The 13,962-nt window shown below is 43.4% G+C and carries 11 protein-coding genes; all 11 read right to left on the bottom strand.

The window, feature by feature from the left end; genetic code table 11:
• Window positions 1-91 precede the first annotated feature (91 nt).
• Complete coding sequence (locus IEV61_RS12225; protein WP_188417060.1) at window positions 92-682, bottom strand: hypothetical protein; 591 nt, start codon at window positions 680-682, stop codon at window positions 92-94.
• 193 nt (window positions 683-875) lie between these two features.
• On the bottom strand, window positions 876-2,087 hold the full coding sequence (locus tag IEV61_RS12220) for a hypothetical protein (RefSeq protein WP_188417058.1): 1,212 nt from the start codon (window positions 2,085-2,087) through the stop codon (window positions 876-878).
• Between the two features lie 148 nt (window positions 2,088-2,235).
• Window positions 2,236-3,444 carry a head maturation protease, ClpP-related gene (locus IEV61_RS12215; RefSeq protein WP_188417056.1) on the bottom strand — a complete coding sequence of 403 codons (1,209 nt, stop codon included), beginning with the start codon at window positions 3,442-3,444 and terminating at the stop codon, window positions 2,236-2,238.
• A gap of 353 nt (window positions 3,445-3,797) precedes the next feature.
• Window positions 3,798-4,052, bottom strand: a complete 255-nt coding sequence (locus IEV61_RS12210) for a hypothetical protein (RefSeq protein ID WP_188417054.1) — start codon at window positions 4,050-4,052, stop codon at window positions 3,798-3,800.
• Window positions 4,053-4,184: 132 nt separating this feature from the next.
• Entirely contained in the window at window positions 4,185-7,214 is a 3,030-nt protein-coding gene (locus tag IEV61_RS12205; RefSeq protein ID WP_188417053.1) for a phage tail family protein, read from the bottom strand.
• Between the two features lie 203 nt (window positions 7,215-7,417).
• Entirely contained in the window at window positions 7,418-7,981 is a 564-nt protein-coding gene (locus IEV61_RS12200) for a hypothetical protein (RefSeq protein WP_188417052.1), read from the bottom strand.
• Between the two features lie 81 nt (window positions 7,982-8,062).
• The gene (locus IEV61_RS12195; RefSeq protein WP_188417051.1) at window positions 8,063-10,081 is read right to left on the bottom strand and encodes a hypothetical protein; all 2,019 of its coding nucleotides are present in this window, start codon (window positions 10,079-10,081) and stop codon (window positions 8,063-8,065) included.
• A 129-nt stretch (window positions 10,082-10,210) separates the two neighbouring features.
• The gene (locus IEV61_RS12190) at window positions 10,211-12,373 is read right to left on the bottom strand and encodes a hypothetical protein (RefSeq protein ID WP_188417050.1); all 2,163 of its coding nucleotides are present in this window, start codon (window positions 12,371-12,373) and stop codon (window positions 10,211-10,213) included.
• A 32-nt stretch (window positions 12,374-12,405) separates the two neighbouring features.
• The gene (locus IEV61_RS12185) at window positions 12,406-12,855 is read right to left on the bottom strand and encodes a hypothetical protein (protein WP_188417049.1); all 450 of its coding nucleotides are present in this window, start codon (window positions 12,853-12,855) and stop codon (window positions 12,406-12,408) included.
• Window positions 12,856-13,036: 181 nt separating this feature from the next.
• Window positions 13,037-13,237 carry a hypothetical protein gene (locus IEV61_RS12180; RefSeq protein WP_188417048.1) on the bottom strand — a complete coding sequence of 67 codons (201 nt, stop codon included), beginning with the start codon at window positions 13,235-13,237 and terminating at the stop codon, window positions 13,037-13,039.
• On the bottom strand, window positions 13,171-13,926 hold the full coding sequence (locus IEV61_RS12175; protein WP_229747120.1) for a hypothetical protein: 756 nt from the start codon (window positions 13,924-13,926) through the stop codon (window positions 13,171-13,173). The genes IEV61_RS12180 and IEV61_RS12175 overlap by 67 nt, the downstream gene beginning before the upstream one ends.
• Between the last annotated feature and the right edge of the window lie 36 nt (window positions 13,927-13,962).

The raw sequence follows: 13,962 nt of genomic DNA, 5'->3' as shown, positions 1-13,962 counted from the left end.
GGTTAGAGTGGCGGGTTGCGAGGTGAGGTTTTGGTTATAGAAATTGAAATTGTGATTGCCCGCAACCCGCTGCTCATAACCTATTACCCAATTAGGCTGCGGTTAATGCTTCAAGGGCAGCAATAGTGCTCGCGTAGCTTGGCGAACCAGAGTCGCCAATAAATACAGAACGTGGTGGAAATGGCTCGCGCAGTTTATCGGGGTTGGTTAACTTTAGTTTGTAACCACCTTCTAAAGCCTCATCGGCTGCATTGCGTTCCGCTTCGGTAAGGATGAGGCTGGTAACGGCGCCGAACAGTTCTACAGATGAATCGCTTTCTTTAAAGTTATTGATCACGATGGCTTTAACGCGGCCGTAGCCCATGGCACGTAACTGACCTTTAATATCTACCGATAAGCCGGCAATGTTGAAGTCAATTTCTTCGGTGTAACGTGGGCCAACCTGTGTTTTGGCCAGTTTGCTCATGGCGTTGAAGCTGTTGTTGGTTCCTTCAAATTTGTATACTTTACCGGATCCTACCTTTTCCAGATCATCAATAATGAGCGGATTGGTAGTGTTGTAAGTGATCTTGATATCGTCTTCGTTAAAGATATAGATCACATCTTCGATGCCTGAAGTTACAGGCGATGCAGTGGCAAGGCTGAAGCCTGCGTTGATTTTATTATAAATGGATGTTGGCATGGATAGTTAATGAGTTATTATGTTAATGAGTGATTTTTAGAATAGTATCAGGTAATGAGTATCAGGTATCAAGACAAAAATTATTGATAAGGGGACGCAGAATAAGGGAACCGCTTAATAGCAGTAATGATGATAAGGCAGATAGGAATTTAGAGCAGATTAATCTTGATACCTGATACTAACTACTTGCTACTTAAATAGCCGACAGGTAAAACAGCTCGTTGGCAAACTTAAAGTTAACGGCGGCTTTCATACGGGCTTTCATGCGCACCACATTGTCGTTAGTGTAAGGCTTCATGTAAACGGTTGATAGTTCTGAAGCATCGCCCAGCAAATCAACGCCAAGGAACAGGTTGGTAGAACGCGCACCCAGGATGGTATTTGCCTGCCAGTGGTTCATCAATTGAAGCGGCATACCAAGGTAATCCATCTTCTTTTTGTCGGTAAATGCATTTAACACGTTAGTAGCATTATTAGCCTGTGCTTGTGCATAAGCATAACCAATGTGTAATGGAATTTGCAGGTTAAAGTCTTCCTGACTGCGGTCTGCCGGATCTAACTGTGAATATACGCTGCTTAACACACCCAAAACGTTGCTGGCATTAACGTAGCTAATGCTGGCTACCGATGATGTACCGGTAAATGTTGCTGCTTTACGGGTGTTGATCTCGTTGTAATTACGCACCAATTTAAAAGTTGTAGCACCTAACACTTTAATAAAGTAGGATTGGGCTGCCACATCAACGCCCGGAGCGCCATTAGTGGTGTCTTTACTGGTACCGGTTGCTGCCGAAACTGTAATAACGTCGCCATCGGTTAAAGTGGTAGTGCTGGTTACGGTAACTACACCATTGGCATCAATACCCGAGGCCGACATGTAAGTAGGTGCTTTGCTTAAACCAACTTTGTATACGCCGGTACTTTCTGCTATGGCGGGTAGTAAGCCTTTAAACGCTGCGGTAAAAGTGGCTTCTTGCGTGGCCGATTTGCCCAACCAGTACAAGCGTTCGTTAGCGATCTGAATTTTGGTAAGGTAACGTTGCACCATAAAGTCCGACAGGTCTACCACGCCTTCATAATCGCCGAAGGCACCCGGTGTTAAACTTTGGGCTTCCCAGCTTTGCACCAGTTTATCCCATTGTTCCTGCTTCATGAATTCGTAGGTAACAGGGTCGAGGTAGGTTTCATCCTGGCGGGCGGTAGTACCCTGATCGATAAACATGCCCGATGGGTTCTGCAGTTTAACGTCGTCGTCTACGTCGAGGATTATCTTTCTCGATTTTACATCATTTATTACAGTTAATAGTCCGCGTTTAACGGAGTCGGCCTCGAGCAAAGTGCTAGCCATAAACCCGGCCAGCGCTTCGCCGGCATAGGTGTTGTTGGTAAAGGTAAATTGAGCCATTAAGATTGTTTAGTTTGTTATGGAGAGGTATCAAGTAGTTAGTATCAGGTATCAAGAGAAGATAACTACAGGATCAAAAAGGTAATAAGGGTTTGGAAAGATGAGTTTGAACGATTTCAAGAATGTAAATCTTGCTACTCGATACTAACTACTTGCTACTATCTACGGCTTGTTTAACCGCGTTTTTAGCAATGGTGGATTGTGGTGCAAAGAACGGTTGAGTTTCAGTTTGTGCTTTGTTACTGCGCTTTGAACCTTCGGGGGTGAAAGTAGATTTGATCTCGTTTTTTACCTGGGTATGGGTTTGCTGTAAGCGTGACTGGGCATTTTGCAAGGCGGTGCGTGCTTCAATGAGCAAGGCATTTTGGGCATGTAGTTTCGCTTTAAGGGTGGCTACCTGGTTTTGCACTTCGTGAGGCTTCATTTTACTTTTAGGTTTTTGCATCACTTCTTCTTCCTCACTCTCTGCAGCTTCCTCACCACCCGGTGTTATCTTTTTCACCTTGCCTTTTTCAACAGCTACCTCATCACCTTCGGCAGTGGTGTACACATCATCTGCGGCGGCTTCTTCCATGTCTTCGCTGTTGTATACTTCGGCGCCGGGCTCCAGTTCGGTGGTGTGGTGCAAAGGGCCTTTGTCGGTCATGGTTTGCTTGTTCATCACTTTCTTAAAAAAGTTCATCATCTTGTTTAAAACCAGCGTGGTTTTGTCCACGAGATCGGTGTTGTGCATGTTCATTTGTTTGTTGGGTGATTGATTTTTGTTTAGTAATATTTTGTTGATGCAGCGCTGGTAAACGGCCGGTGCGGTACTGGTGCACTTTTGCAAAATGGCGCTGTTGGTAATAGGGGTTTGATAATCATCAATACGGTCTATAAACCCCAGGGCCAGTGCCTGGTCGGCCGTCATCCAGGTTACGGCGTTAATGAGGCTGTTAATGGTTACCTCGTCCAGTCCCGTTTTATCGGTGTAGATGCTGGCCAGCCGCTCTTGTACAGTGTTTAGCATTTGTACATCTTTCAGTAACTCGTCGGCATTGCCACCGTTACCGGCCATGGGTTTGTGTATCATGAGCAGTGCGTATTTGCTCATCACAATGTGGTGCCCGCCCATGGCTACAATTGATGCTGCTGATGCGGCCAGGGCATCAATGTAGGTGGTTACACGGGCGGGATATTTCTTTAACAGATCGTAAATGGCAATGGCATCAAAGGCCGAACCGCCGGCCGAGCTAATGTGCAGCTCCACCTCCTGACCGCCGGCCACCTGCAACTGCTGTTGCACGTAGGCCGACGAAAGCGTTCCGGAGCCGATACCATCCTGATCGGTATCGTATAGATATATTTTGTAAGGCATGAGTTAGGTTTTTGATGTGAAAATGTGCGGGTGGGCAGATGTGCAAATGGCGTTGAGGAATTTGTTTGAACCGGAATTTTAAGAATTAATGGAATGGCCAGAATTCTCAAACGGGTAGGGATATTCTGTTATTTCTTAAATCCTGTGAATTCGGGTTCAGGAAAGATTTTTGATTGGCAATTCAAATATCGGGAACTTTCTGGATGATTGTGGTGACACAAGTGTGTCAGTAGTCGTTTTTTTGTAGGTCGAACAACCTTTTTTAGCTAATACTCACTCAATCACTCATTACAACATTTACACATTGCTTTATATGCTGATTGGCATAGTTCAAAGGTGCTAATAATAATTTATTAAAGTGGTGACACAAGTGTGTCAGTACCCGAAAAACTATTGATGGCGCGCCAAATGGTACGTTCATCCTTCTGGAATTTTCCTTGGGCTTCAATTACTGCCTTGTTCTTGCTTAGTTTACGCGTTTCCATTTGTGAATGTACCCACAAATAAATTTCACGATAGCTAAAAAATTTTTCGGTGATAAAACCTGCCTTGTACATTTCGCTCAAGGTGCCGTTGCTAAACAGGTGGTTAGCTGTTTGAATATTCATGGTTTGAAGTTGTTTGTGGTTGCGTGGAGCGGGGTTTTGAGGAGTGGGGAGGGAAGGGTGCGAGGTTATTAGTGTGGAGGAAGAAGATGGTGAAATATGCGACTTCTGCTCCCCCTTCAGGGGGCTGGGGGGTTATAAATTTACCCTATCAACCGTTTGCGCCAGAATGTTTTGCTGATTGTTTACGTCTTTCACATCTACGTAAATAGGGGGGAAGTTATTGATCATTTGGTAAGCCAGCGTGTTGGCCAAATCCTTCTGGTCGTTTACAGGCTGACTGTAATACCGGTTAGCATTACCACCATCGGTAAATATACCACCTATGGCATAACCCCGCCCTGCGTTAGGCACCGAAAAATCGCGACCGCCATGTGCCACGTTGATAGCGCTCACCAGGTTACGCGCCCAAGGGTTGCGCATAGCCTCCGACACCACCACCGCCTCGCCCGAACGCAGGTAAGCGTTGGTGTTATCGGTACGGCTATAGCCGGGTAGAATAGCGCCACGACCGTCAGACGTATAGTGGCCACCCCGGGCAAAGCCGGGCTTTTGTTTTGCAATTTCGGCAATGGACATAGCTCCTTGCACGCCAATGAATGCTCCTTGTGCTATAGCCAGTGCCTGACCTATAAATGGCATACCGGCATAACCTTTAAACGACTCAATTATAGCCGTCTTAGTACTCATAATTACATCAGCAATGGCAGTAGCTTTTTTTGCTAAAAATGCAGCTTTGTAAATAGCAGAATCCTTTTTTGCATTTTTAAGTACAGCATCAATATATTTATCACCAGCGTGTATCTTGGAAGCTACCAATTTACTTTCGAGGTCAGCTTTCTTTTTTGCATAGTCGGCTTCTATCTTTACTACGTCGTCGCCGTTCTTTTTAGCTGCTGTAATAGCTGCGGTGTGCTGGGCTTCTAATAGTTGCTTTTGTAGTTGTAGGGCTTTTATGCTGTGGCCGCCATCTTGAGCTTGGTCTATGCCGGTTTGCAGGTCATCCTGCTGCTTTTTTTGGTCAGAGGTTTGGTTTATGTCAGCTTCGTCATTACTTTTTTTAGTTTGCAGAGTGGCTTTAATGTTTTTGGCGCGAGCTATAAGTGCGTCTTCGGCACCTTTAGCAAGAGCATCAGTTGTGGCGGCTTTGCGGGCTTCGGCATCAGCAATTTGTTTATCAATAACGCTTATCTTAGCTGTGTATTCATCCTCTAACTGTTGCAAGGCTAACTCCTTAGCATTTTTGCCTGCTGTTTTACTAATTTTTAATAACTCAGCTTCATATTCATCCAACTTCTTTACATCCTCATTTTGAAATTTTTCAGTTATTTGCTTCAGTGCAGTTTGATGTGCTATTTCAACATTTTGAATTTCTTGAGTAGATAAGTTCCGTTTCTCCTTGAGCGATTTAAAGTAATTATTTGTTGCTTCAATGTTTTTGCTATAATTATTCAAGATCTCTTTCGAGTCTTGCCCAATAATATCTACTGTCAAACTTGAATTAACAACAGTATCACCCTCAGACTTTTTACTGCCAGTACGTCTTGCGCTTTTGGTCGATGACGTCTTGGTTCCTTTTCCTGCTGGTGGCTTTGCTCCTAATTTGGGAGGCCTGTCATGACCTTCCTGATAAGTCTTCTGTGCGCCATCAACCACCTTTGTGACTAATTTACCCGCATCATCATATAGTTCATTAACCCCCTTTTTAAATGTTTGCACTGCCTTAGCTGTTTTGTCAGTTATATTGGTTACTCCGGTTCCAATCTGCACAACACCATCTGCCATCTTCTTAAAATCCATGTGGAAAAGACCTTCTAACAAGACTTTTATACCTTTAAAGCGGCTAACTAAGTTATCTATGATCACATTCCAAATCTTCTTTACAGCTTCGCCAGGGTGCTTAAAGGCGTTCCCAATATTGTTGCCAATGGTTGAGAATATCGAAAATTTGTCTTTAATGAAAGCACTTAATGTTCCCCAAATCTTTTTAGCGGTATCTACTGGGTGCATTACAGCATCGATAATTACAGCTTTTATGGAGTTAAGCGTGTCTTTTACAAACGCTATTGCTTTTTGAACTACAGCCAATCCACCCTGGAACTGTTTGATTCCTTCCTTGTTCTTAGTAAAGTATTCATAGACCTTTTCAAGCACCAATTGTAGGAGCCATAAACCAGAACTTTTTATAGCACTGCCTATCCCTGTAAACCCGGTTTTGACCACATCAAAGCCCGACTGCATCATGTTAAAGCCCGTGGTTACGTCTGATACAGCACTGGCAAAATCGGTATTGCTTTTTTCAAGGTCATTAAAGGTTTTATCAACTGCTTTACCTGCTTCATCAAAAAAGTTTATACCATCAGCACTCTCCTTGCTCTTCTCAGCAGATTCGGTTACTGATTCGCCTAATTCGTCAGCAGACTTCTTTAGATCATCCGTTGTTTTTGAACTGTTGGCCTCTGCTTTGGCTTGGTCTTTTAAGGACTTTATACTTGATTTTGTTTTCTCGGAGAGCTTCTCTTGGGTCTTGCTTAAAGTGTTTAAGTCTTTATCAAGCTCTTTGCTTTTTAAATCGTCTTGTTTGCCGGCGTCTGCTACATCCTCATCACTAGTTTTTGCAGATTTCTTCTTTTTAGCACCTTCGGGCTTTGATTTGCCTTCAGTTTGAGAAGTTAACTCCTGATTTTCTTTAAGCTTCTTATTGGCTGCATCTACCTTTTTAGCTAAAGCATCATAGGCCTTAGCATTATCGGTAACTGCTTTTTTGTTTTTGGTGTGGTTAGTGGTAAGTTCTTTCAAAAACTTACTCAGTTCTTTCACCTTTGCTGAAGCGTCTTTTAAAGAGGTAGATAGTTTCTTTCCCTCCTCAGATAATTTTGACAGTTTTGATTCGCTGCCTTCTGCATTTTTGCCTGCAGTGTCAATGGCTTTATTAAAGTCCTTTAATTTTTTATTTACATCGTCAAATCGTTTGCTTAAAGCCTTTACCTTGTCATCATTCTTCTTGAGCGTATCAGTAGTTTTCTTGCCATTCTTAATAAGCTCTTCTTCTTCTTTAACAATATCGGCAATGGCTTTTGCCAATTTAATCGCTTCGCTTTCAAGTGCGGTAATCTCTTTAGTTATTTCGGATAGGTTTCCTTCGGATAGATTAAGTGTACTCATAGTATGTATTAAATGCCAAATGGCATATTTTAGAGGCGGTAATTCAAGTGTAATAATTGGTTAAATTTAAAAATAGAATTATCGGTATGTAGATCTTATTGTTATTCAGCAATCATATAAATGATTGCTGAATTGTTAAGCCTCGAGTGGCTGATTAGAAAAATGTAAAACAACGATTTTACTTTTAATAGGATTTGATATAACTACTTTCTGGAAAAAAGACACAAAAATTCTTGATATCGAGAATCTGGTTCTATATTATCAACTGCCGTATCATATAGTTTAAACTTTAGAATCGGAGATGTTTTTAATAAAGCAATATCAGCAGCAGTAAGAAGAATCATGGATTTACGTTGTGTCACATCGTTTTCGGTCTCTGTTTGTACCAATTGAGCTGGTTTGACTAACCGTTTTCCACTTTTTAATATAATTATTACCCCATTATTGTCATCTGCTTCATCCTCAGCATCAGCAGTTAAATTTAATAAGAAAGATACTTTCCCTTTTTCAGTCGCCTTTATAAGATTGCAATTATACATAGGCAATTTATTACCGTTTTTAATTGACTGCTTTATTTCATAGCTTGTAGGCGCAAAAGAAGTGTATACATACCTAATTTGCTCAAATTCATCATATTTTTCTGCTATAGCATTACAGGGGTTCTGTTTAACTTTTAAGTATTCGTTACGTTCTACAGTTGCACTGTCTTGTGCGAAAGCAGATGTAGCTAAAGTTGATACAAGTAATAAGGTAAGGATTGTTTTCACTTATATTGCTAATTTTATTGGTAAATATAAAATTCAACTTTAGAAATTACAAGTATCTTGAAAAATAAACTAAAGTTTAGGTTACCCCAACTTTACGAGCTCCACCTTGGTAGCCTGCCCTTTACGCCAACTATCAATTTTATTGATGTAATAGTAAGCGCCGTCTTGCTGCAGGTAAACGGGTATGAGCAGGTCAAGTTCTAAAATATCGCGTGGGGTAAGTAAAAACCAACGCACTACCTTCTTACTGTGATACAGTATCTTCTCCAGTTCGGGGTAATATTGCTCGCGCAGCTTTTCAAACATAAGGCTGTGTGCACCGCCGGGTTTATCAAAGTAGGGTGTACATATCACATCATTTACTACACGGTCGGTGCCGAGGCCATCGGTAAACTTAATGCTGCGGCCCAGGCTCCGCAAATCAACCAAATCATGTATAAGCAGGCGTGGCTGGGTGTTTACGCTAAAATTTATATTACCGCTGCCGGGTTCTACCTTGTTAATTTGAGCTATAGTGCCGCCAATATAGGGCCGGTTAAGTGTTGGCGCAAACTGACTCTCGAACAAGGTGCCGCTAGCAGGCAAGGTTCGGTCGTTGACGGTAATTTGCCCGTTGGCCAAATTAAGAGGCAACACGTTCTCGTCCTCCTTGTATTTTAAAAAATTATTTTGCGCATAGCCACCCAGCTGAAATGTTATGTTTTTGCCTTGATTAAGGCATTTGGTGGTCCAGTCTTTAGCCTGAGGGATATTGTTGACCAAATTACGCAGCGATGCCATGGTAACCATGCGGCGGGTATTATCGGTTTGGCAAATAATGCCGAAACGCTGCAGGGTATCTTTCAATAGGTCTTTAATGGCCAGGTCTGGCAAAATGCGTTCGGCTTGTACCTGCTGTCCGTAGAGTACGTTGCCTAACTTATCGGTAACGGTAAAGGTGGCTCCAGGGTGCATGTGAAAATAAACTTTCTCTTTAACTGCCTGTTCTATGTCATAAGCTATCTTTACCGATTGGCCAACGTTGAGAGAAGTATTAACGGTGATAGTTTGCCCGCTTATTTCGCCCTGGAAGTACTTGCCATCTTTAGGCACCCTGTCTGATCCGTGCCTGATGGAACCCAGCGAACTAACTTGTCCATCAGCATTGTTAACCAGTTTAATGGAAATGGTAACTGCTCCATCCGGTTTTTCAGATTGATAAAATATACCGTATTGCAGGGTAATGGTTACGTCGAGTTCGGCTGTGGCTATATAAGCGCTGGCCGGTAAGCTATAAATACGGCTGTTACCTCTAACGAGGTTACTAAAGCGAAGGTCTTCATTAGCGCCGTTTCGCTTGTACTGATAGCCCTGTAAAATAGTACTTTGCGCTATGAGCGAATAATTGCTGTTACTGTTATCATAATCAGGGCCGTGCTCAAAATTATCATTAGCGAACTGGATGATGAGCTTATTATACAGATCATCTTGCAGTAAAAAGCTCTCGGGATTTAAGGTGTAACCGCCGGGCTTCAGCATTACTTCCATTGCCGTGCGTAAGAAAAAACCAGGACGCAGGTTGCGCACATCAACAGTTGGCTGTCCATTGAAAGAATCGGGCAGGGTGCCGTAATCAACCACAGGCCATATCCACCCATTTTGGTAAGTGTGCTTTTGCGACGCCACTACATTGTCTATAGTCCAGGCGTGTTCATAGGGCTTCCATAGTTGTAGCCTACCTAGGTCTGTGGTGTTATCGCCCATGTCGTATATCTTCCCTTCAATGCCATCAAAAAAATCAACGTTGCCCGAAAGTACGGTGATACTGGCGGTACTGTCGTCAACGCTGTTAAGTTCAGCCTGGCCATAGGGAATGATCTCTAAACCATCCTGCATTATTTTGGCCGTGTATTGTTGATAAGGCTTATCATCGGTAAAGGCTACCTCATCGGGGAAACCCAAAATTTGACGGTTACGCTGGGTGAGGGGCAGCTTGAACTGGTTGCTGGTATTGCCCTGCTGGTTCTTAACCTCGGCCAGGTTATTAATTTGAAAGGTAAGCGCAATGGGGCTATCGTCGGTTAAATCGACCAGGTTGTCGTTAATGAAGAGTTGAAGCATAGGGTGGTTACGTGTTATGAGGTGCGGGGAGCGAGGTGCGAAGAACGGGGAGCGAGGATTTAGGGAGCGAGGTTTAAAGAGCGAGATTATGCATACTCCTCGCACCCCGCACCCAACAACTCCGCTCCTCTACTGCGTTTGTATATTAAGTGCCGGCAGGTTAAAGGTTACGCTGAAGGGGGCCTGACCGTTGCGGGTTTCATACTCGGCAAAGGTGGCGGTGTTGAGTACTACGGTTTGCCATTTAACCGGGTTTTTGTTCACAAGCATTTGCACTTTAGGCGAATACTTGATGGATTGCAGCCCCTTAATATCGGCCACCGACAGATCCTCTGCCATAACCTTCATTTTCATCCCGGCGCTTTTACTGATCACGTCTTCAGTGGCATCCTGGTTGGCCCAGTCGAGGATGTGGTTTTTTACGATAACAGCATTCTGCACATCTAAAGTTAGTTCCTGGTTATAAACAAAACGATAGTAGTTCCATGAGCCGCTCAAGCCTATCCAGCGCAGGTAAACCGATTGATCGTTTACCGCATCATCAATCCTCACGGTTTGTGTTTGGGTAATGGTATGTGTAACATTGCCGGAATATGTATACTTAAGGGCAAGGGTAAAGTAGCTGGCCTGCTCACTAAATTCGGTGTTGATGCGTAAGCGGTTAAGTCCAACACAGCGTGCTAAGGTTTGGGTAATTGGCTTGTTAATGATCTCCAGCCGTTTAATTACCAATTTGCTGCTATCCTGGTTAAGCAAAAACGAACGGTCCTCGTTAAGCAGGTAACTTACTTGTATACTGTTCAGTAGCGGATTACGGTTAACATCTAACGGGGTAATCTCTACATAAACATCAAGCCCGGCCAGTTCTTCACCGTAAATAAAACCTATATCAAAGGGGTAGCCGGTACTGTAAGCCGGTTCGGCAAAATCAGTGATCCAGCGTGCGCGGCGGCTTGCGCCGTCTACGGTTTTGAAGGGTACGTAGGCCGCCATGTTGCCACCAAAGGTATCTCCTAATTGCCGGGCCGAATACATGACGTAGTACGGCTTGCCTGCATCTATGTAAACATCGCCTGCTTTACCGCCGGTAGCAGGGTTTTGCCAAACCTCAGCGTATTTTATTTTATAGCTGGCGCTCAAATTGCTATCGCGAAAGTTTATCCGGGTAAAGTTGCTATCGTCTTTAGCGCGTAACAGGCTTTGCAAAAAACTGGAGATATCGGCCTTTACAACACCGTTTAAGTTGGGGCGATGGGTACAGGTGATGGTGTTTGTTTTTAATGTAATAGGATCCTCGTATTCAATTTGGGTATTAACCTGGTAATATGGCTTAAATTTATTGATGTTAATAAATCCTGTTTTATTCGCGGGGCTGCTGTAAGCTACGTCAATGGTAATCGTATTGTTGTAAGTGTCAACACCCGCAATTTTGTAAACGCCATCATAGTCGCCGGTGTTTATGTAAACCATATCGCCGGAGGTAACGCTTATTGTGTTTGAACTTAACGAGGCATTGATAACAAACGTTGTATTTTGTCCGAAAGCGGTGGCATAGGTGTCGCTGATGTAGAAGTCGCGGCGCTGATAGGTGAATACAATGGGGTTAAAGGCGGCGCTCCAACGGCTTAGGTTACCGTTGCCTACTTCAACCGTGGGGTCGGCAATAAGCAAACCGGCTACCGTTTCTATATTGAAGCTTTTGGAAGCCGTACCACCTATAGCATCTTTGATATATGCTATATAGCCGCCACCTGCTAAGCTTGAAAAAGTAGCACTATATTGCCAGTTAACACTATCCAGGCTATATTGAATGTTGCCCGCACTGGATGTTGCTATAACGGTAATTTGCCCATCTTTTCGTCCTGAGCCACTTTCTGTTTGATTGATGGTAACCGTGCTTATCGCCGCGTCGTAAATTGGAGGAGGTATGTAGCCGCCATTATTCTCCATTACATCGCCTATGATATCAGCACCAAAAACTGGGAGTGGAGACATGCTCGTATCTTCCAACAAGACATTACGCCCTATTTGATAATTCGTGCCTATGACGGTAGCTGTCTGTATGCCCGCTGCTACTCCATCGTAATAAGTCTGATATTTTACTGTTAGATAATCACCAGCAACAGGTTGTTCATTTTCATCTTTAATTTCAATGTAAACATCACCATAAATTCGATAGCCCGACAATGGGACTTGTGGCTGATTGTCGCTGACTTCAATGTCCGGTGCTATGCTGAACCCCGCTCTTATTGGACGACGCTTTACTTCATTTATGTATGCAAACTTAGGCATGATTAATATTAATAGATAGTTAGTTAAAATGATTAATTGAAGCTTTCGAAGCCCATGGCCTGTAAGTTGAGTGTGAGGCTTACACCAGTGGTATTCACATCATATTTATTATAAACCGGCACACACTTAGCCTTGCTGTTAGCCATTACTTTGAAGTAGCGCGACGGGCCTTCCTGGTACCGCGATGCCTTGACTAAAAACTCATTGGCCAGCTTTAATGCCCGGCTTACGTAAACTTCGTTATCGGCCGTGTATTGATCAAAATCTGTATTAAACAGAAATTCGAGGTTTAAAGTAAAGTTATTACTTACCGATCCGTTAATGGTAGGCGACAGTTCTATACCGGGCAAGGGGTACATAAACACGCAGGGAAAGGCTTCATCATCGGCCAGCCGGTTAAGCTCGTTAGCGGTACCGTAAATAAAGCCCGGCGCACCGGTAAGGCTTTGCGTTATATTATAAATTTGATTGCGTATAGGCATGAAGGAGATTTTTTAATGTGCAGATTTTTTGATGTGCAGATGTGCAAATGATGAATAAACTCAAACAATGCATCGCAAAGCCAATTCGAACTATGAACTATGAACTATGAACTATGAACTATGAACTATGAACTATGAACTATGAACTATGAACTATGAACTATGAACTATGAACTATGAACTATTTCTGCGCATGCAGTAATTCTGTGTAGCGCTTTTGAAAGGCGGCTTCGGTTTTGTTGAGCAGGAGCTTGGTGAGTACCCGGTTATAGGGCAGGTTAAGGATGAGGTTCCACTTGGTTACATCGCCGCCTGCTAGGGCATTAACGGTGTTGATATAGCGGAAAGTTTCAAACTCACGTATGCCAGCACGCTGTTCCAAAGCCGATACAGGCGATGCCAAAAGCCGGTTTTCGGTTTCGATAAGCTTGGAAAGTTCAAAAAAAAATATTTAGCAATGGGTAAACTTTGAGTGATGGGCAATTGCTCAACCTGTTGTGTAAAGGCGGCGGCCAGTTCTTCGTCATAAGGCTGCCCTGTTACCTTGGTATAAAAATATTGGGCCAATACCTGGCTGCAAACCTGTAACGACGGATTGAAACTTTCCTGCCAGTTGTCCTGACCATGCAGCGCAATGTGCCGGTTTATTTCTTCGGCAATAATATCGCGCGAAGCCATAAAAGCACCGGCAGGTTCAACGCTCAGGTTGCTCATCACTTTTACCTTTTTGGGCTTTCCATCTAGCTTAAACGTAACCGTTTCAAGTATGGCTTCGCTGTTGTAGAGCTGTTTGATCTCGATGGCCAGTGCTAAAACCTGTTCATTAAAAACTTGCAGTTCGGCATAGCTTTGTACCTGCTTCAATTCTTGCAGAGGGATGCCCGATAGGATATGGATTGCCTCCAGGTCGGTCATGTTTTCGGTAGCCTGCATGGCCATTAACTGCCCTAACTTAAGCTCATTAAGGCTGGTAGGTATGGCTACCGTTAGGCTACCTGTTGTTGTTTTTAGTTTTTTTTGGATCATGGGTTGATTCAATGGTTCATTAGGATGATAAAGTTTCACCGTCATGCCGAACTTGTTTCGGCATCCCACCAGAAAAGTTGA

Source organism: Mucilaginibacter galii, assembly GCF_014635825.1.
Taxonomy (GTDB): Bacteria; Bacteroidota; Bacteroidia; order Sphingobacteriales; family Sphingobacteriaceae; genus Mucilaginibacter; species Mucilaginibacter galii.
Note: the sequence above shows the minus strand (reverse complement) of the source record. Positions and strands in the feature narration are given on the sequence as shown.

Coding starts and splice junctions, on each gene's coding strand:
- IEV61_RS12195 (WP_188417051.1), bottom strand. CDS start 10,081: ATGCTTCAACTCTTCATTAACGACAACCTGGTCGATTTAACCGACGAT.
- IEV61_RS12205 (WP_188417053.1), bottom strand. CDS start 7,214: ATGAGTACACTTAATCTATCCGAAGGAAACCTATCCGAAATAACTAAA.
- IEV61_RS12185 (WP_188417049.1), bottom strand. CDS start 12,855: ATGCCTATACGCAATCAAATTTATAATATAACGCAAAGCCTTACCGGT.
- IEV61_RS12215 (WP_188417056.1), bottom strand. CDS start 3,444: ATGCCTTACAAAATATATCTATACGATACCGATCAGGATGGTATCGGC.
- IEV61_RS12210 (WP_188417054.1), bottom strand. CDS start 4,052: ATGAATATTCAAACAGCTAACCACCTGTTTAGCAACGGCACCTTGAGC.
- IEV61_RS12190 (WP_188417050.1), bottom strand. CDS start 12,373: ATGCCTAAGTTTGCATACATAAATGAAGTAAAGCGTCGTCCAATAAGA.
- IEV61_RS12175 (WP_229747120.1), bottom strand. CDS start 13,926: ATGACGGTGAAACTTTATCATCCTAATGAACCATTGAATCAACCCATG.
- IEV61_RS12220 (WP_188417058.1), bottom strand. CDS start 2,087: ATGGCTCAATTTACCTTTACCAACAACACCTATGCCGGCGAAGCGCTG.
- IEV61_RS12225 (WP_188417060.1), bottom strand. CDS start 682: ATGCCAACATCCATTTATAATAAAATCAACGCAGGCTTCAGCCTTGCC.